This is a genomic window from Nannocystis sp. RBIL2, assembly GCF_026626745.1.
Taxonomy (GTDB): domain Bacteria; phylum Myxococcota_A; class Polyangia; order Nannocystales; family Nannocystaceae; genus Nannocystis.
Genome location: NZ_JAPNJW010000002.1, coordinates 2,934,034 through 2,952,477, shown reverse-complemented (window position 1 = coordinate 2,952,477; position 18,444 = coordinate 2,934,034). Strand labels below are relative to the sequence as shown.

The following is an 18,444-nucleotide window of genomic DNA, read 5'->3' as shown; positions in this document are numbered from 1 at the left end:
CTCGGAGCATGTTCATTCCAGCATGTCCGATAGAGCATGGCGAAAGGGGCAGGCATGAGCGTGCCCGCGATCCCGGCGTTGCCGGCGGAGCTGAGGGCCGAGGTCGTCGGTGCGGCCGAGCGGGCCGGCTCCGAGCTGCGGTGCCGGATCCGGCTCGGCGACGGGCGCGACGCGGTGCTGGCCTGGCTGGCGCCGGAGCTGGCGCGCGAGCCGGCGATGCGGCGCCGTTACGTGCGCGACGTGGCTCGCCTGCGCGAGCTCGACGCGCCCGGGGTCGCGCCCGTGCTGGCGGCCGGCCCGGACGACCCGCGCGCACCGGGGGCGCCGCCGCCGTGGCGGCTGCGGCTCGACCCGCGCGGCGAGACGCTCGAGCAGTGGCTGCGGCGGCGGGCGCCGGCGCCGGTCGACGAGGTGGTGGCGCTGGCGATCGCGCTGTGCGAGCTGCTGGCCGGGCTGCACGCGCGCGGCGTGGTCATCCGCGACCTGCACCCGCGCCTGGTGGTGCGCGGCGACGACGGCCTGTGGCTCACCGACGTCGGGCTGGCGCGGGTCGACATCCTGTCGACGCGCACCGCCTCGAGCCTGCTGCTCGAGGGCTCGCCCTACGCGGCGCCGGAGCAGCTGGCGCGCACCGCCCTCGACCCGCGGGCCGACCTCTACGCCGTCGGCGTGATCCTCTATCGCGGGCTCACGGGGCTGCTGCCGCGCGGCGAGGGGCCCGCGTTCCTCGGCGAGGCCTCGCCCGCGCCGCCGCGCGCCCTGCGGGCCGAGGTGCCGCCCGAGCTCGACGCGCTGGTGATGCGCTGCCTGTCCCTCGAGCCAGGTGCGCGCCCGGCCTCGGCGCGCGAGCTGGCGGCCGCGCTGGCCGGCGATGGCCCGGCCGGGGCCAGCGGGGCGCGCACGATCTGCCAGCACTGCGGCGCGCGGCTGCGCCTCGGCCAGCGGCTGTGCCTCGCCTGCGGCCGCGTCGGCGTGCAGTTCGAGCACACGGCGGCGGGCACCTGCTCGGTCGATCTGCGCGCGGCCAAGGAGGACGCCGAGTTCTTCGCCCGCCTGTCCGGCGAGCTGCAGACCCTGGCCGAGGGCGAGGTGCCGGCGCTCAACCTGGTGATCGGCGACGCCCGCATGTACTCGAAGGCCGAGCTCGAGCGGCGCCACGCGCTGCCGCTGCGGCTGTTCACCGACCTGTCCCCGGAGACAGCCGAGCGCCTGCGCGCGCGCCTGGCCGCGGCCAAGCTGCAGGTCGCGGTGGTCGACCGCTCGCCGCGCGAACGCCGGCGCCTGGCCGTGCGCACGTTCGGCTGGACCGGCGGGATCACCGGGGCGATCGTGGCGCTGACTGTGGCCGTGAGCGCGCCGGTGTTCGTGCCGATCGTGTTCGGCTCGCTCGGCCTGCTGATCGCGCTGATCGTGTTCCTCGCCGTCTCGGCCGCGCACAAGAAGCAGCGGCCGACGTTCCTGCGCCTGCGCGCGGCCCCGGCGGCGCTGCCGGCCTCCGACCCGCTGGTGGCCCGCCTGGCCGGGCTGCTCACGCCGGAGACGCCGGCCGAGGTGCGCGAGATCGTCGGCGAGCTGGCGCTGGCGGTCCAGCGACTCGTCGACCACCGCGCGGCGGCCCCGGGGGCGCGCGCCGAGCTCGACATGATCGCCGGCTCGCTGAAGCCGCTGGTCGAGCTGATCGCGCGGCAGGTGGAGCGCCTGCGCAGCATCGACGCCGACCTGGCCAGGCTCGACGAGGGCGCCCTGGTGCGAGCGCTGGCCGCCAGCGAGGCCCGCCGCGAGTCCCCCGAGCGCCGCGAGGAGCTGCTGGTCGGGCTCGACCGCCTGCGCGCGCTCGAGGACGAGCGCGCGCAGTCGTTCCACCGCCTGCTCGAGGCAGAGCACCTGCTGCGCCGCGCGGTCGAGCTCGGCCTCGAGGTGCGCGACGACGCCGCCGAACACGAGCGCCGCGTGGCCCAGGCGCTGCACGAGCTCGGGGCGGAGTGACAGGGTTGAGAATGCATGAAGGGACATGTCCATCGGGGCATGTCCATCGGGTCATGTGGTGAGACCGCCGGCGACGGTGCGCGGCGCCGCGAGGGGCACGAGTCTTCGGGGCAGGGTGAGCGCGACGGGCTGCGCGCCCTGTCCTTTGGGACATGGCAGCGCGGGGGAGCTTGGTCTCATCCTGTCCTCGGGGACATGCGGCCTCCTGCTGGCGGGGGCGGGCGGCCGTGTAGCGCGGCTGCTCGACGGGGGGAGCGGCGCTTGCTAGAGTGCCGGGCGCATGCGCGCAGTCCGTGTTCACGAGCTCGTCGGGCCCTCGGGCCTCCGCGTCGATGAAGTGCCGGAGCCGGTGCCGGGCCCCGGCGAGGTGCTGATCGAGGTGCGGGCCGCGGGGGTCAACTTCCCCGACGTGCTGCTGTCATACGGCAAGTATCAGTTCAAGCCGGCGCCGCCGTTCGTGCCGGGCGGCGAGGCGGCGGGCGTGGTGACTGCGGTCGGCGAGGGCGTCACCGCGGTCGGCATCGGCGATCGGGTGGCGACGACGCTGGTCCACGGGGCGTTCGCCGAGCGGATTGTGGTGCCCGCGGCGGCGGTCGTGAAGGTGCCGGCCGGGGTCGGCTTCGAGGTGGCCGCGGCGACGCTGCTGACGTACGGGACGACCTGGCACGCGCTGGTCGACCGCGCCGACCTGAAGGCGGGCGAGACGCTGCTGGTGCTCGGCGCGGCCGGCGGGGTCGGCATCGCGGCGGTCGAGATCGGCAAGCTGCTGGGAGCGCGGGTGATCGCGGCGGCATCGACGGCGGAGAAGCTGGCGTTCTGCCGCACACACGGGGCCGACGAGGGCATCGAGTACGCCCGCGAAGACCTCAAGGAGCGCAGCAAGCAGCTGACCGACGGGGAGGGCGTCGACGTGGTCTACGACGCCGTCGGCGGCCCGTTCGCCGAGCCGGCCCTGCGGGCGATCGCGTGGCAAGGGCGCTATCTGGTGGTCGGCTTCGCGGCCGGCGAGATCCCCAAGATCCCGCTCAACCTCGTGCTGCTCAAGGGCTGCCAGATCGTCGGCGTGTTCTGGGGCGCGTTCGCGGCCCGCGATCCGGCCAGGAACCATGCGAACGCCGAGCGGATCCTCGCGGCCGTGGCCGCCGGCCAGCTCCACCCCCACGTCGACGCGTCGCTGCCGTTCGCCCGCGCCGGCGAGGCGCTGGCGCGCATGGAGCGGCGCGAGGTGCTGGGCAAGCTGGTGCTGGTGCCGTAAGGGTGGTTCTATGGACATGTCTATAAAGACATGTCCCTTGAGACATGGGATGTCGAAAACATCGGCTGCTTGTCTCATCGGCTCGCGTGTGCCGAGCACGCGGAGGGGGGAGCCTTCGTCCGGGAGCGCCGGTTCTGCATCTGCAGATGAACCCTCAAAACAATTCACCGGGCTTTTCGGTGCGACCTGGGACGAAAGCGGTCGTCCTTCCTCCACGAGATGTCCTCGTCCCAAGCCCGTCGCTCCTTCACGTTGAACACCCTCCTCTCTGCGTTGCTCGCGCTCGTCGCTCTCGGCGTCGCCTGGGTCGGTTTCAGCGATTACCTGCGCATCCAGAACAACATCGCCAATTCACGCGACCAGCTCGTGGAGGCGGAGGCGTCCCTCGCCAAGGTGAAGTACGACGAGCAGGGGAACGTGGTCGACGCCGATCGCTCGCGGTACCAGCGTGCGATGTCGATGATGCAGATCCACACGGACTCGATCCGGGGTTCGCGGGCCCAGGTGCCGAACGTCTATCCATTCGTGGGCGGCGGCCTCCTCGCGTTCCTGATGTTCACCGTCATGGCGGTGCGGAGCACCCGGCGCTCCTAGCCCGTCGCGCAGAGCGACGCCGGAGCCACCACGCCGCGCCGAGCAGCCACGCGAAGCCGGGCTCACCGATCGCGCAGCCGCGAGGTTCGCCGGTCGGCGGTTCGGGCTGTTCGAGCGGCGCGAGCGGCCCCGAAGCCGCGGGTGCTTCGAGCGGGGCGGTCGGCTGCGCCGGGGGCGGCGCGCAAGAGAGGTCGATGGTGATCGCCGGCGTCTTGATCGACTGCGACCCGTCCGGCGTGACCACGATCACCTCCACGCTGTGCCGGCCGGGCTCCGGGAAGTCGGAGCGTGGACCGTAGCGCTCCGTCCTCCGCACCGCGTCGGCGTCTCGCGGGCCGCACACCGCGAAGACCATGTCCGTGCCGGCCTCGCCCGTCCACGTGCGGCCGGGGTCGAGCCACGAGCACAGGCTGGAGCTGCGGCGCCACGTGTGGCCGTCGAAGCGCGTCACGTAGAGCAGGTAGTCGCGCAGCGGCTCGACCTCCGGCGGCAGCTCGACGCGAATCGGCACCTTGGCCGCGGCGAAATCCTCCCAGCACGACCCGGCGGCCGCCACCTTCGCGTCCTCGTGCGTCTGCGGGCCAGCGCGCAGGCTCGCCTGCGTGAGCCGCAGCGGCCCGGCGCCGATCGTCACGCGCGTCGTGACCTCCGCCGGCGGCAGCGAGCTCTTGTCGGTGTAGTACTGGCGCGCTTCGCCGGCCCTGGCGCTCTCGCGGATCGTCACCTCGTAGACCTGGCCCGGCGCGAACTTCTGCGCCGGGGTGATGAACTCGGGCCCGCCGTCGCCAGTGATGGTGAACTTCACGGGCACGCGTCGCGCGCCCGCGATGCGCGTCACCTTCACGCGATCGGCCGCGCCGGCGAGGGGCTCCGGGCCCGTCCACGGGAACCCCGGGGCGTCGGGCGGGAGCACGCCGCCGGCTCCGAGGTAGAGGCGACCGGCGCCGACGATCTCTCGCCCGCACGAACAGGCCCGGGCCTCGGCCTCGGCGACGATGGCCAGCGCCACGCTCAGCAGCAGCGCCGTCGGCGTGAGACGCATGATGCGACTTCACCACGCGCGTCCGGGGCCGTCAACCGCGCGATGCGGCTCGGTCCTGTCCGTCCTCGGCGGCGCGCGGTCCCGGTCATGGGCGCAGACGGAGCCGCCTGCGCCGATCGACCGCCATCGATCGGCGCGCCGACTCCTATGATTCGTCCGCCGCGGCCGGTCCGACGCATTCGCGCGGTGCCGAGTCAGGGCGGGCCGAACTTCGGGTCGGTCAGGAACGCCTCGTCGGTGAGGCTCTCGAGGAAGGCGACCAGGTCGGCGCGGTCCTGCGGGGACAGCTCGACCTGGCGCACCAGCGGGCTCTTGTTGGGGTTCTGGCGGCCGTCACCGGCGAGCGGGCCATCGGCGGTCTGGCGGCCGCCGGCGGCGTAGTGGTCGATGACCTCGGCGAGGGTGGCCATGCTGCCGTCGTGCATGTACGGCGCGGTGACTGCGATGTTGCGCAGGGTGGGCACGCGGAACTTGCCCTGGTCGCGCGGGTCGCCGGTGAACTCGTAGAGGCCGCCGTTGCCGGGGGGATAGGCGCCCGCGTCGTCGAGGTTGTAGAGGCCGTTGTTCTGGAAGTCGGGCGGGCCGGGCTCGGTGCCGGCGCTGCGGAACGACGTCGAGAAGTTGGCGCCGGCGTGGCAATGATAGCACTCGCCGGTCTCGGAGAAGAACAGGGCCATGCCGCGCTGGGCCGACTCGGACATCGCGGTGCTGTCGCCGCCGTAGATGAAGCGGTCGTAGGCGCTGTCGCCGGAGATCAGCGTGCGCTGGAACGAGGCGAGGGCCTGGACGACGCGCTCGACGGTGAACGGGTCGTCGTCGGCGGGCCAGGCGGCGGCGAACAACTCTTGATATTCGGGGTCGTCGGCGAATCGCCGGACGATCGCGTCGGTGTCCTGCTGGACGCCGAGCTCGAGCGGGAAGTCGGCGAACATCGGCACCAGCGCCTGCTCCTCGAGGGTCGACAGCTTGGGGTTGGCCCAGGTGTAGATCGACTGGAAGGCGACGTTGGTCAGGCTCATGACGTTGCGCGGGAGGGCGTGGCCGGTCGAGCCGATCGGGGTGGCCTTGCCGTCGGTGAAGGCCCGCGCCTGCTCGTGGCAGGTGGCGCACGCCATGGTCTCGTTGTACGACAGGCGCTCGTCGTAGAAGATGTGCCGGCCGAGCTCGACCTTGGCGGCGCTCATCGGGTCGTCCTCGGGCACGAACGGCTCGGGGAAGCCCGGCGGCAGCTGCCACTCCCACGGTGCCTCGTCCGGCGCCTGGTCTTCGGGACATGCCCCGAGGAGCATGGCGAAACAGACAGCGACGACGCGGCGCACGTCAGCCCTCCGGGAGGCGCACGCCGAAGCTGCCCGCGTGGCAGACGTTGCAGGCGCCCGAACTCGTGGGGAACGGCATGAAGTTCTTGCGCGCACCATCGGCACTGTACACCGTGGGGAACAGCGCCGAGGCCGGCAGCGGCAGGACCTCGGTGGTGTAGAAGTTGCCGAGGCCGTCGACCTCGAGCGCGGCGACGAGGTCGCCCATGCCGTCAGGGGCGCTGCGCAGCTCGACGAGGCCGTCGGGGTAGGGCGCGCCGGCCTCGTCGTGGAGGGTGCCGGCGGCGGTGAAGCGGCCGGGCCCGGGGCCGTTCTCCTGGTGACAGCGCATGCAGTTGTCGCCAGTGGCGTGGCTGATCGCGTCGCCGTGGGCGCTGACGAGCTCGACGTCGAGCGCGGGGTCGCGGACGAATTCGTCGTCACCCATGAACGGGGCGGGGTCGGCGGGCTCGTCGCAGGCGAGCGGGGCGGCGAGGGCGAGGGTGAGCAGGGCGCGGTACATGACTTGAACCTCAGTCGACGACGGAGAAGACGGTCTGGGCGGCCCCGGCATCGTCGCTCTCGAAGCGCAGGCCGAGCGGGGCCATCATGGCCGGGCACTCGGGGTCGCCGGGGAAGGCCATGCAGCCGGGCAGGGTGTCGGGCATGCCGTCGGGGATCTTGTCGACGTCGACGCCGGCGAGGATCGCCGCAGCGTCGACCTTGATGGTGTCGCTGTCGGGATCGAAGCCGTCGAGGCGGACGGTGGCGAGGTTGTCGTACTGACAGGTGAAGCCCTGGGCGACGTCGCCGGCGCAGGCGGTGGCGCCGAGGTGGTAGAAGAACTCGGTCTGAGTGGTGGGGCGAACGTCGAGGCGGACGTACTTGTAGCCGCCGGCCCAGCTCCACCACAGGCCCTGGGCGTTGAGCGGGGCCGGGGCGGTGGCGCCGTCGAGGTGGTTCTGCTCGTCGGGCACGCCGACGATGAACTCGACGCCGGTGTAGTCGTCGTGATCGGGCGCGGTGCCGCGGACCTCATTGTTGGTGCCCGGGCTGCCGGTCATGCAGGCGCCGCTGCCGTCCTCGAAGTCGAGCAGGACGAGGCCGTCGTGCTGCCAGGTGTCGTCATCGGTGATGGTCAGCGGCACGCGCTCGCCGCCGGCGCGCACGAGCGCGACGTCGTGGACGTAGACGCGGAAGTCGAGCGGGGTGACGCTGGCGCCCGTGGTGCCGATGCCGGCGAAGTCGCGGCCGCAGGCGAACGGCTCGCTGCCGAACCGCGGGTCGAAGCGCAGGGTGACTTCACGGTCACCGGCGGCGCAGGCCGGGGCGAGGAGGAGGAGGAGAGACAGCGCGCGGAGCTTCACTCGCACTCGAATAGCAAAAGGTGGCGCGGGCCGCCGATGCGACGGGCGGTCGCAGCGCGCAGGGCGTGCGACCCGGTGTCGCAGGACACTTTCGCCGGCGGGGGCTGGCGAAAACATGTCTTTCGGGACATGTGGCCTGCAGCCTGCGCAGCGGACGACAGCCGAAGGGCGATTGCGCGCGTCGGATCCGGGCGAGGTCGACCGCGGTATGACGTGTCTGTCGCGGTGCCGCGGGGCGCGGTGCGTTCGAGATGTCCGAAGAGACAGGTCGTATTCGCCGGCCGGACCACGCACTGCGCGAGCCGGACGAACCAACAGGTCGGGCTTGAAACGGGGTCGGCCGCCCGTAGACTGTGTTCATGCAGATTAGCCTTAATCAATTGATGGCATGGACGATGGTATTGGCGCTCCCGGCGTGCCCGGGCGGCGGAAAAGAGACCGGCGAGCCGGGCGAGACCGAAGGCGGGGCGACGGCGGGCGAGACGGAGGGCCCGGCGACGGAAGGCCCGGCGACGGAGGGCCCGGCGACGGAAGGCCAGGCGACGGAGGGGCCGGCGACGGAAGGCTCGGAGACGGAGGGCGAGACGGAGACGGAGGGCCCGGTCACGGCGGGCGAGACGGAGACGGAGGGCCCGACGACTGTGGGCGAGTCGGAGGGCGAGACGGAGGGCGAGTCCCCGGCGGAGTGCGAGCAGGCCGATCCGGCCGCGGACGCGGCGTTCGAGCTCGTGTTCAAGGATTGGGACGAGGACAATTTTTTTACCTTCGAGTACGACGTGCAATGCGTCGTCGACGCGGTGACTGTGGCCGACGCGGCGGTGACGACTGCGATGACCTGCGAGGTCGACGGCGTGTCCGAGCCGGCGTCGCTGCGCTTCGCGGTCGCGCCCGAGGGCGCGGTCGACTGGGATCCGGGGCTGGCGGTGCGCCTGAAGGTCGAGCAGGACTACGACTTCGCGGCCAAGCGCATCGTGCAGCTGCGCGCGGCCCAGGACGACGCGATCCTCGCGGTGGTGACCTCGGGCGGCATGGACAACAATTCGGGGTATCCCGAGGCGTTCTTGCCGCTGATCTACGGCTATTCGCTGGTGTGCGAGGGGGCAGGGGACACGGGTGGCGACGGGACGCCGGCGCAGATCGATCTCTCCGACCCGGGCAAGGCGGAGCTGCACCTGATCTCGCACCACCGTGGCAGCCTGCCGATCGACGCCGAGCACGCGTATGCGGTCGACGCCGGCCAGGTGGGGAACGACGGGTCCCCGCACTACCCGTTGTGGCAGGAGGTGCTGCTGCGACGGGTCCGCGTCGGCGAGTGAGCCGGCGCGAGGGTGGCCGTGCGGAGGCATCGATCGCGGTGGGCGATCGATGCCCCATGGGACATGTTTGTATAAACATGTCCCATGGGGCATCACGGTGTCATGACGAGGTGCGCGCTCGATTGACGCGGACGCAAACGTGATACACACTCGAGGTGTGAGAAGAGCTTCTTATTCTTATTATCATTACGGAATGGTGGCGGCGACGCTGGCTGCATGCGCCCCGAAGGACGGGGAGACCGACCGCGACGGGTCGCCGGCGGGATGCGAGGAGGCCGATCCGTCCGCGGACGCGGGGTTCGAGCTGAGCTTTCAGGAGTGGGACGCCGGTCAGTTCGCCGACGTCGACGTCCCGTGCGCGATCGATGCGGTGACGGTGGCGGGCGACGCGGTGACGACGGCCATGACCTGCGAGGTCGACGGGGCGTCGGAGCCGGCGTCGCTGCGCTTCGCGGTGGCGGCGGAAGGTCCGGTCGACTGGGAGGCGGGGCTGGCGGTGCGCCTGCGGATCGAGAAGAACTTCGAGTTCGCGACCAAGCGGATCGTGCAGCTGCGCGCGGCGGCAGACGACGAGATCCTGGTGGTGGCGGTGTCGGGCGGGACCGACAACAATTCAGGCTACGCCGACGCGTTCTTGCCGCTGAGCTACGGCTACTCGCAGGCCTGCGAGGCCGGCGACACCGAGGGCGGGGCGCCGGGGCAGATCGATCTCGGCGGTCCAGGCGAGGCGGAGCTGCACTTGGGCGCGCACCACCGTGGGAGCTTGCCGATCGACGCGGAGCACGCGTATGCGGTCGACGTCGGCGAGGTCGCGGTCGGGGGCTCCAACAATTTTCCGGTGTCGCAGGAGGTGCTGTTGCGGCGGATCCGCGTCGGCGGGTGAGCGACGGGGCCGCGCGGTGGATGTCCCAGGGGACAGGTAGCGCCGAGCTTGTCGGGTGCACCGGCGCCGAGGCCACGGCGGCCGATGCTTCGGGGACATGTCGAAGCGGGCATGCCCGATCGGGCATGTTTTAATAAACAAGTCCTGAGAGGCTGGCGCCGGCGAGCGGGCGGGTGACTGCGACCGGGGCGCCGTCGCGGTAGCGCAGCAGCTGGCCGCGGACGGCGGGGACGCGCGGGCCGGGGGTGATGATGCCGACGAGGTTGAGCGGGTCGACTGCGGCGACCTCGAGCTCCTCGGCGTCGGCCGGGACGCGGCGTAGGGCGCCCAGGGCCTCGATGGCCTCGGGCAGGGCGAATTGCTCGCCCTGCTGGCCGGCGACGAAGCGGCCGCCGCGGATCTCCCCGCGCGCCTCGAGGCGGCGGTAGACGTCGAGCAGGGCGCGCCACGGCGGCGCGCCGGTCTCGCGGGTGAGCAGCGGGCGGGCGACGACGCCGTAGCGGCGCAGGTACAGGCGGGCCAGCTCGACCGGGCTGCCGTCGCCGAACGGATCTGGCCGCTCGGACAGGTCGCGGGCCAGCAGCGACCAGCGGCCGCGCAGCAGCCGGCGCGGGCCCTTGCGCGGGTCGACGGTCTCGCACAAGGCGCGCAGGCCGGCGAAGCCGTCGCTGGTGATCGCGCCGGCGCGGGCGAGCTCCCACAGCGCCTCCTCGAGGTCATCGTGGCCGGCGCTGGTGGCCGCGCGCAGGTCGGCGGCGAAGGCGGCCCCGCGTTCGAGCACGCGGGCGACCTCGCGGGCGAGCTGCGACAGGTGCGGCCACTCGTGGGCCGGGGTGGGGCTCGGGGCGACGAGGGTCGGCGCGTGGGCGCGGAGGAACAGGGCGACCTTGCCGGCCCCGCGCGGCAGCTCGCCGGGCTCGAGGCCCTCGGCCGGCAAGGGCGTGAGGCGGCCCCAGGCGACCTCGCCGGCGAGGCACAGCTCGTCGAGCCAGGCGGGGTCGTAGCCGTGGACCCGTCGCGGCAGGACATCGCGCTCCCATGATTGCGCCGGCAGCTCGAGACCCTCGAGCTGCTCGATGACGCGGAGCAGGCCCTCGGGGCCGTGGAGCTGGGTGCCGGGCTGGACGTGCTGCCAGCGGGCGAGGAAGCGGACCAGCTCGGCCGGCGCGACCGCCCGCACCTCCTCGCGCAGGCGGCCGAGAGTGAGCCGGTGGATCCGCTGCAGCAGCCGGCGCTCGCACCACTCGGGCTCGGGCGTGGTGGGCCGGGTGAACTGGCCCTGGAGGACGATGCCGTCGAGCTCGAGGCGGGCCAGGGCGCCCTCGGTGTCGGCGCGCGCCAGGCCGAGGGCGGTAGCGAGGGCGGCGGCGGTCAGCGGCGCCGCGGTCTGCACGAACGCGCGGACCAGCCGCAGCGCCGCCTCCTCGGGGTCGACGGGGCCGGCGAGCGCGGGCGGGAGGGCGATGCTCGGCTCGATCGCGGCGGCCGGCCACAGCGCGCGCGCCAGCGGGACGACCTCGGCCGCTATGTACAATGGCGCAGAGGACATGTCCTCCGGGACATCTGCTGCGGGCCGGCGGAGCAGGGCGGCCCGGCCGGCGCGGACCAGGGCGGCGAATTGCTCGGCCCACTCGGGGCGCGGGGGCAAGAGCCGCGGGGCGCACAGCAGGTCGTGCAGCTCGTCGGCGTCGCGCGGGCCGGCGGGGCCGTCGATGGCGACCGCGGCGACGACCGACTCGATCGCGCGCGGGTCGAGGCCGAGCAGGTCGCCGCCGCGGAGGGCGAGCTCGCCGGGGCGGGCCGTCTTGACCTGCCGGGCCCAGCGCTCCTCGAGCGGGGCGTCGTCGAGGAAGGCGAACGGGTTGGCGGCCAGGATCCCGTGCGAGAACGGCGAGGGGGCGACGGTGTCGCGGGCGAGGGCCCGGATCTCGCCGCCGTGCAGGCGCCGCAGCACGGCCTTGAGGCCGTCGGCGTCCATGGCCTCGTGCAGGCAGTCGCGGGTGGTCTCGTGGACCAGCGGGTGGTCGGGCGGCTCGATCGTCTCGCCGCCGTGGTTGTCCTGGCAGCCGGCCTGGGCCGGGAACACCGCGGCCAGCAGGTCGGCAGCCTTCATGCGAAGGATCGGCGGCGGGGTGCGGCGGCTGCCCTGGTGACGCAGCACCGCCAGCGCGCGGGTGACGTTCCACCGCCAGCGCGTCTCCCACATCGGCGACTGCAGGGCGGCCTGCGTCAGCGCCTCGTCGACCGCCTCCTCGTGCAGGAAGTGGAAGATCGCCTCGAGCGGGAACGAGTGCTGCGGGCCGAGCGACAGCAGCACCGCGTCGTCGGTGGCGGCGGCCTGCAGCTCGAAGTCGAAGGTGCGGCAGAACTTCTTGCGCAGGCCCATGCCGAACGCGCGGTTGATGCGGGCGCCGAACGGGGCGTGGATGATGAGCTGCATGCCGCCCGACTCGTCGAAGAAGCGCTCGGCGACCAGGCACTCCTGGGTCGGCACGGCCCCCAGGGCGCGCGCACCCTCGGCGACGTAGGCGATCGCCTGGTCGATGGCCGGCTGCGACAGGCCGCAGTCGCCGGCCAGGACGGCGCGGGCGCGGTCGTCGGATTGCCCTTCGAGCATGTCCCAAAGTTCATGTCGAAGGCCGGCGACCTCGGCCGACAGCGCCTCGCTGCGGGCCAGGCCCTCGCCGTTCCAGAACGGGATCGCCGGCGACTGGCCGCGGGCGTCCTCGACGCGCACGCGGCCGGCCTCGACGCGGCGGATCTTCCACGCGTGCGAGCCGAGGCGGAACACGTCGCCGACCATGCTGTCGATGGCGAAGTCCTCGTCGACGGTGCCGACCACGGCCTCGCTGGCGTCCTCGACGACGGTGTAGTCGGCCTTGTCGGGGATCGCCCCGCCGGAGGTGAGCGCCGCCAGCTGGGCGCCGCGGCGGCCGCGGGCGCGGCCGTGGATCCGGTCGAGGTGGAGCAGCGCGCCGGCGCGGCCGCGGCGGGTGGCGATGCCGTCGCCGAGCATGGCGACGACCTGGTCGAAGTCGCGGCGCGTGAGCAGGGCGTAGGGAGCGGCGCGACGGGCGAGGGCCCACAGCGCCTCGACGTCCCACTCCTCGGCGCTGCAGGTGGCGACGAGCTGCTGGGCGAGGATGTCGAGCGGGGCCTCGCGCTGGACCGGGCGGTCGATGCGGCCGGCCTTCATCGCCCGCACCGCGGCGGCGCACTCGATCAGGTCGTCGCGGGTGGTGGCGAAGATCCGCCCCTTGGGGGTGCCGCCGACGGCGTGGCAGGCCCGGCCGATGCGCTGGCGCAGGACGCTGATCGAGCGCGGCGAGCCGACCTGGACCACGAGCTCGACGTCGCCGATGTCGATGCCGAGCTCGAGCGAGGCGGTGGCGACCACCGCCTTGAGCGCGCCGGTCTGCAGCTTGAGCTCGACCATCTGCCGGGTCCGCTTGGCCAGCGCGCCGTGGTGGGCCGCGACCACGCCCTCGCCGAGCCGCTGCTCGAGGTCGTGGGCGATCCGCTCGGCCAGGCGCCGGCTCGGGACGAAGATCAGGGTGGTGCGGTGCTCGCCGAGGTAGGCCTCGATGCGCGTATAGAGGTCGTCCCAGGCGGTCCGTGAGGCCACCGCCGACAGCGTCTCCTGCGGCACCTCGACCGCGACGTCGAGCGGCTGGCGCCGGCCGGCGTCGACCAGGTGGCACGGGCGCGCGCGCGGGATGAACTCCGGGACATGCGCTTCGGGGCATGTCTCGACAGGCATGTCCACGGAGACATGTCCCGATAGACCGGCGAGGTCGTGGCCGACGAGGAAGCGGGCGGCCTCGGCGGGCGGCTCGACGGTAGCGGACAGGCCGATCCGCTGCAGCTTGCGGCCGCACAGGGCGTCGAGGCGCTCGAGCGAGAGGGCCAGGTGGGCGCCGCGCTTGTTGCCGACGAGGGCGTGGATCTCGTCGACGATGACCTGCTCGCAGCCGCCGAGGATGGCCCGCCCGCGGTCGGAGGTGAGGAGGAGGTAGAGCGACTCGGGGGTGGTGATGAGGAGGTGCGGCGGCTGCTTCAAGATCCGCGCGCGCTCGCTGGAGGTCGAGTCGCCGGTGCGCAGGGCGGTGCGGATCTTCGGCAGGGGAGTGCCGAGGGCGGCGGCGGCGGCCTCGATGCCGCGCAGCGGCTGCTGCAGGTTGCGCTCGACGTCGGCGCCGAGCGCCTTGAGCGGGGAGATGTAGAGGATGGCGACGCCGTCCGGCAGGGCGCCGGCGAGGCCGCGGCGGACCAGGGCGTCGACGCCGGCGAGGAAGGCGGCGAGGGTCTTGCCCGAGCCGGTCGGGGCCATGACGAGGGTGTCCTCGCCGCGCGTGATCGCGGCCCAGCCGCGCCGCTGGGCCTCGGTCGGACCGCTGAACCGCTCGCCGAACCACCGCGCCACCGGGGCCGAGAAGGCTGTCCCGAAGGGCATGTCCGAAGATGCAGGCAGCGGGCCGGCGACGTCGACAGGATCGAAGCCGAGAGGCGCGGAACCGTCCGTCATGGGCGCAGGATAGCCCGGGGCTGATTGGATGTACAGTGCGCCAGGCCGCGGTAAGACAGCGAATCGGCTCGCGACGCGGCGCTCGTCCGCGGGCCGCGGAGCGAGCGCCGAGCCGGTTACGCGCGCGACTACTCGATCGCGACCAGCAGCTCGTAGTTCGGCGTGGAGAAGCCGAAGTCGGAGTAGCTGACCTTGACGAAGTACTCACCGGCGGCCGGGATCGCGTCGCTGGTGAAGTCCTCGTGGTAGTCGTCGTCGCTCGACGGGCCGCCGAGCGAGGTGGTGCAATCGGCCTCGAACACCTCGACGACGGTGTCGGTGGTGGCGTCGCCCGCGGCGGTGACGACGTGGATGACCTTGCCCACGTCAGCGTCGCCGGCGGTGAACTTGAACCAGTCGACGTCGGTCTGCTCGGGCAGCGAGGCGAGAGTGGTCGACGGCAGCGTGAGCTCGTTGGCCTGGGCGCAATCGTTGTTCGGCTCGGTCTCCGGCGGCGGCGGGTCGGCGACCGTGACGTTGATGGTGTAGTCGTAGCCCGAGTAGCCGCTGTTGTCCCAGTAGACCAGGTACAGCGGGTCCTCCGAGCTGGTGTAGACCGAGATCTCGTCGTCGAACTTGATCAGGTCGGCGAAGCTGCCGCTCGCGGGCAGGGCGATCGCCCGCGCGCTGGCCTCGGCGTCGGCCGAGGCGATGACGAAGGTGACCTTCTTCGGCTCGGGCGGCGGGACGAAGGTGTACAGCTTGGACTCGAGCGCCTCGGCGATCGAGCCGACCTCCTCGGTGCCCTCGACCAGCGCGACCGGATCGCGGGCCTCGATAGCGAGCGAGCCAGGCGCGGTCGACGAGATCTCGGAGCCCTGCGGGCCGCTCAGCACGCTGAGGTCGTAGGAGCCGGCGGCCACCGGCACGTCGACGAACAGCAGGTAGTTGAGGCCGTAGAGGTTGGCGGTGTTGATGTCGCCGTAGAGGCCGGGGTCGCTGCCGCCGACGAGGAGGTTCGGGTAGGTGATCGGCTCGAACAGACCGTCGCCGGCCTGGGTCGTGTCGAACGGGGTCGAGACGTCGAGCTGCTTGGCGTCGCCGACGAGGATCGAGCCCTGCGCGAGGGTGCCGGCGATCGGGCCGAGCGCCAGCGGGGCCTCGATCTTGAAGGCGCCGGTATAGACCAGATCGGTGCCGCCCTCGCTGATCGTCACGTCGCGCGCGCCGATGCTGGCGCCGACGTCGACGGTGATGTTGGCCTGGATGCCGGTCGGGCTGGCCACGGTCAGGCCGTTGACGGTGACGCCCTCGCCGAAGTCGACGGCGACCGCGTCGGTCCACTGGGTGCCGAAGCCGCTGATCGCCACGTCGAGCGTGCGCTCGAGATAGACCTTGCCGGGCACGATGCTGCTGATGCTCGGGTCGCTGCCCGGGCCGGGGTCTCCGGGCGGTCCGGGCGGACCCTCGGGGCCGGGCTCGCCGGGCTCGCCGGGCTCGCCGGGCTCGCCGGGCTCTCCGGGCGGGCCGGGCGGGCCCGCCGTGGTGGTCGGCAGAGTCTCGGTGTCCGACTCGGAGCCAGTCCCATCGGTGTCGCTGTCGGTGCCGCTGCTCGCGGTCGAGTCGCCGCAACCCACGGCCATCACCGGCATCACGGCCACTGCCGCGACGAGCCAATCCAGGTGCCTATCCCTATTGCGTGTAGTCATCATGTGGAACGCGATGGTAACGAAATCTCCACGCGCAGGTGACGCATTCCGCCGGAGGTCCGATGGTCTCGCCGCTCCAGCGCCGCTGGGGCCAGCCATATCGCCGCGCGGAGCCGCCCTGCGGTCACGTGACCGCCGCGCGCGCGCGCGCGAGATGGACGCCCAATGATCATTGGGACAGGTCTGGAAAAACATGACAATCGACTGCGCCCACGTCAGATTGCGCTTCAGGCGCGAGGCGAATCTCTCGCGCCGATGCGGCGCGCGAGAGAGATGGTGTTCAGGACATGTCTTGAGAGACACATCCCCCATGTGCGGCCCGGCGGCCGCCGGGGCCGTCAGCGACCGTCTTGCGCGGCGGCGAGGGCCTCGGCGCGGGCCTTGAGGGCGCGGGCGTGGCGGTCGAAGCCGTCCTGGACCTTGGCCAGCGGGAGGAAGCGGGTCAAAAGGCCGGTAAATTCTTCGCGGGTGAAATAGCGGGTGCGATCGCGGGGCAGCGAGGCGACCTGCTGCACCCGGGTGGCGCGGACCAGGCCGAATGTGGGTAGTAGACCGGTGAAGCGATAGGCGAGGCGGCCCGCTCGCTCGCCGTCGGGGGCGACGAGCTCGGTGATCTCTTCGCCCGAGCTGGCGCCGGTGCCGTCATTCCAGCGCACGTGGAGGCGCAGCGCGCCGCCGAGCGCGGGGGAACCGACGTGATCGATGGCCACGATGAAGGGGTTCCATTCGTGGTAGCGGGCCAGGTCGAGCATGACCGCCCACACGTGCGCGGGCGGGGCGTCGATGTCGATGCTTGCTTCGGCGAAAGGTCGCGGCATGGGTTCACGGGACCACGTCGGCCCAGACTTGCAAATTGGCCCAGGTAGCGCCGTACCACGGGTAGAAGCGATCTTCGACCGTGCCGGGCAGGCCGAGGCGGATCAGAGGATCGCGGGTGACCGCGACGTCGAGCGGGTCGAGGGCGGCGGCGATCGTCGGGCCGACCTGCTGACCGCCGCTGAACACGGTGACTCGCGTGAGCCACGGCTTGGCCTCGAGGATGACGTGCCACACCTGCCCCGGCGCCCACGGACCGGCGGTGTCGGCGGTGTACGCGAGGTGGTTGCCGACCTCGAGGCGGCTGGCGCCGAGCATGCACTCGCCGCGGACGCGATCCATCGGGTGATAGAAGGCGGTGGCCAGGACCTTGCCTGCGGGCTGGGTGCCGAACACGGAGGCGATGCCGAAGTACTCGGGGCAGCCCTCGGGATCCATGGCGACGATCTCGTCGAGGTTGTCGAGGGTCTGCAGGTCGAACTCGACGCGCACGCAGTTGAAGCCCTGGCCGGGCTGGAGGAACGCGGACTCCCAGACGCTGCCGTCGGTGGTGGCCCACAAGATCGGCCCGGGCCGGTCGAGCACGAGGGCGTAGTTGGGGCACGGGCCGTTGTCGACGGGGCCGTCGGTGCCGCTCGTGGCGGTGGGGTCGGGCCATGGCAGACCGGTGGTCGGCCCGACGTCGGTGGTGGTGCCGGTGGTGCCGGGCGGCTCGTCGGTGGTGGTGCCGGTCGCGGTCGCGGCGTCGGTGGTCGCGGGCTCGCCGGCGGTGGTGCTGCCGTCCTCGCCCGGCGGGTCGCCGCCGCCGCAGGCGAGCAATGTGCTCAGGGACAGGTTGAAAAAGACATGTCGCATGGGACAGGAGGCGCTCGCCGCCGGACACCGGGCGGCGCGGCGGACCTGCGTAGTGTATGCGGTCCGCCGCGGCCCGGGCGGCTCCTCCGAGGCCGATCGGGCGGGGCCTGGTGACCCCGGCGCCGCGCCGCGGGCGCAAACCCGGGCGCGGCGGCGGTCTAGAAGCGGAGCTGGACGCCGCCGGGGGTGACGTTGAAGCGGGCCATGCCGCTGTAGCGGTTGTGGCGCGAGAGGCGGGTCGAGTAGATGATCGCCGGGATGATCGAGGCGAGCGTGAGGGCGCCGAAGATCGGGGCCGCGATCGCGGCGGTCCGCCGCTCGTCGCTGCAGTCCATCACGCGCGTGCGGTCGGCCTCGTCGCAGCGGCGCAGCATCGCCAGCGGGACGGCCGTACCGACCACACCGACGGTGGTGAGCACCCACGAGACCGCGGTCTGGGCCTTGAGCTTCCGCCCCTCGCGCTCCCACTCGCTGGCCTGCATCCGCGGCGGACGGATGCTCTGCGGCGGCGGGGTGGCGCTCGGCGGGCTGACCGACGAGGGGGTGCTCGGCTCGGTGAGGACGGGCTCGCCGGTGGCCGGCGATTGAGCCGCGCGCGCGGCCAGCAGGCCCGGCGCGAGGCCGCCGGAGTAGCCGCGGACCGGCGCGGGCTCGCGGGCGGCCGCGACCGTCGAGGTGGTGAAGAGGAGCAGGGTCAGGACAGTACGGACCAACATGGTTTCAGTCTCCTTGCCGTGAGGGCGAGAAAATCGATCGCATTGGGCTGACCATGCCGTCGCAATCGAGGTCGAGCCCGGCGGGCGCAAGTGTCACCATTGG

General features: G+C 72.7%; 14 protein-coding genes. 5 read left to right on the top strand and 9 right to left on the bottom strand.

Translation table 11 applies throughout. From position 1 onward, the window contains the following. The first annotated feature begins 36 nt into the window (after positions 1 to 36). The 3 genes from OV090_RS36890 (at position 37) to OV090_RS36880 (ending at position 3,835) form a co-directional block, all read left to right on the top strand. On the top strand, positions 37 to 1,986 hold the full coding sequence (locus OV090_RS36890) for a serine/threonine-protein kinase (protein ID WP_267709414.1): 1,950 nt from the start codon (positions 37 to 39) through the stop codon (positions 1,984 to 1,986). 280 nt (positions 1,987 to 2,266) lie between these two features. Beyond that, positions 2,267 to 3,241, top strand: a complete 975-nt coding sequence (locus OV090_RS36885; protein ID WP_267709413.1) for an NADPH:quinone oxidoreductase family protein — start codon at positions 2,267 to 2,269, stop codon at positions 3,239 to 3,241. Between the two features lie 219 nt (positions 3,242 to 3,460). After that, complete coding sequence (locus OV090_RS36880; protein ID WP_267709412.1) at positions 3,461 to 3,835, top strand: hypothetical protein; 375 nt, start codon at positions 3,461 to 3,463, stop codon at positions 3,833 to 3,835. Here the strand turns inward: OV090_RS36880 and OV090_RS36875 are convergent. The 4 genes from OV090_RS36875 to OV090_RS36860 form a co-directional block, all read right to left on the bottom strand. Then, entirely contained in the window at positions 3,804 to 4,877 is a 1,074-nt protein-coding gene (locus tag OV090_RS36875; protein WP_267709411.1) for a hypothetical protein, read from the bottom strand. The genes OV090_RS36880 and OV090_RS36875 overlap by 32 nt on opposite strands. 194 nt (positions 4,878 to 5,071) lie before the next feature. Continuing rightward, complete coding sequence (locus OV090_RS36870; protein ID WP_267709410.1) at positions 5,072 to 6,196, bottom strand: methanobactin export MATE transporter MbnM; 1,125 nt, start codon at positions 6,194 to 6,196, stop codon at positions 5,072 to 5,074. A 1-nt stretch (position 6,197) separates the two neighbouring features. Further along, entirely contained in the window at positions 6,198 to 6,698 is a 501-nt protein-coding gene (locus tag OV090_RS36865) for a hypothetical protein (RefSeq protein ID WP_267709409.1), read from the bottom strand. A 10-nt stretch (positions 6,699 to 6,708) separates the two neighbouring features. Continuing rightward, on the bottom strand, positions 6,709 to 7,542 hold the full coding sequence (locus OV090_RS36860; protein WP_267709408.1) for an MbnP family copper-binding protein: 834 nt from the start codon (positions 7,540 to 7,542) through the stop codon (positions 6,709 to 6,711). Between the two features lie 359 nt (positions 7,543 to 7,901). Here OV090_RS36860 and OV090_RS36855 point away from each other — a divergent pair, with 359 nt between their 5' ends. Beyond that, positions 7,902 to 8,858, top strand: a complete 957-nt coding sequence (locus OV090_RS36855; RefSeq protein WP_267709407.1) for a hypothetical protein — start codon at positions 7,902 to 7,904, stop codon at positions 8,856 to 8,858. 193 nt (positions 8,859 to 9,051) lie between these two features. Further along, positions 9,052 to 9,741 (top strand): hypothetical protein, encoded by a 690-nt coding sequence (locus tag OV090_RS36850; protein ID WP_267709406.1) that lies wholly within the window; start codon positions 9,052 to 9,054, stop codon positions 9,739 to 9,741. Positions 9,742 to 9,871: 130 nt separating this feature from the next. Here OV090_RS36850 and OV090_RS36845 read toward each other — a convergent pair whose 3' ends face one another. From OV090_RS36845 to OV090_RS36825, 5 genes are all read right to left on the bottom strand, one after another. Beyond that, a complete protein-coding gene (locus OV090_RS36845; protein ID WP_267709405.1) occupies positions 9,872 to 14,266 on the bottom strand; it encodes a DEAD/DEAH box helicase in 4,395 nt (1,464 codons plus the stop codon). Positions 14,267 to 14,394: 128 nt separating this feature from the next. Then, on the bottom strand, positions 14,395 to 15,957 hold the full coding sequence (locus OV090_RS36840; RefSeq protein WP_267709404.1) for a hypothetical protein: 1,563 nt from the start codon (positions 15,955 to 15,957) through the stop codon (positions 14,395 to 14,397). A 335-nt stretch (positions 15,958 to 16,292) separates the two neighbouring features. After that, a complete protein-coding gene (locus tag OV090_RS36835; protein WP_267709403.1) occupies positions 16,293 to 16,772 on the bottom strand; it encodes an SRPBCC domain-containing protein in 480 nt (159 codons plus the stop codon). A gap of 4 nt (positions 16,773 to 16,776) precedes the next feature. After that, the gene (locus OV090_RS36830) at positions 16,777 to 17,625 is read right to left on the bottom strand and encodes a hypothetical protein (protein WP_267709402.1); all 849 of its coding nucleotides are present in this window, start codon (positions 17,623 to 17,625) and stop codon (positions 16,777 to 16,779) included. Between the two features lie 158 nt (positions 17,626 to 17,783). Continuing rightward, positions 17,784 to 18,341 (bottom strand): hypothetical protein, encoded by a 558-nt coding sequence (locus OV090_RS36825; protein WP_267709401.1) that lies wholly within the window; start codon positions 18,339 to 18,341, stop codon positions 17,784 to 17,786. Positions 18,342 to 18,444 lie beyond the last annotated feature (103 nt).